Here is a 384-nt window from a genome sequence, read left to right as displayed (position 1 = left end):
ATTTCATTACTGTTCTGATATGGAATAACTTTTACACCTAGTTCTTTCATTCCTTTTTGCACAGTATCAAAAGCGGCTACAAACTCTTCTTTTTTATTCTGAGGTCTTTCTATCGTAAATAAGAAGTTATCTTCGTTCAAAGCGTTTGCTTGTAGTAAGTGTTTAACACGAGATATCCAACGATCCCCGTGGTCAACGAGTGCTAAAGGAGTCGCTTGGTCAAATGCTAACGGCTTGATCGCTTTAGTTATATTTGCTTCTTTAGCTACTAGTGGAATCTTAAATTGACTGAAACCAGTATCAAGGCTTTGCTCTTTATACCGAATGGTTAAAGTTTTCAGCTCTTGTCTAAGGGCTTTAACCATCTGTTGCTCTCGGTATTCC

1 pseudogene is annotated in these 384 nt (G+C 37.8%); it reads right to left on the bottom strand.

Annotation, left to right across the window (positions count from 1 at the left end):
* Nucleotides 1-365, bottom strand: a pseudogene (locus AB4496_RS29310) (DUF3037 domain-containing protein); the annotation flags it as partial.
* Between the last annotated feature and the right edge of the window lie 19 nt (nucleotides 366-384).

It is taken from the genome of Vibrio sp. 10N.222.46.A1, assembly GCF_041473595.1.
Lineage (GTDB): Bacteria > Pseudomonadota > Gammaproteobacteria > Enterobacterales > Vibrionaceae > Vibrio > Vibrio tasmaniensis_A.
This window is presented reverse-complemented; position numbering and strand designations above follow the sequence as displayed.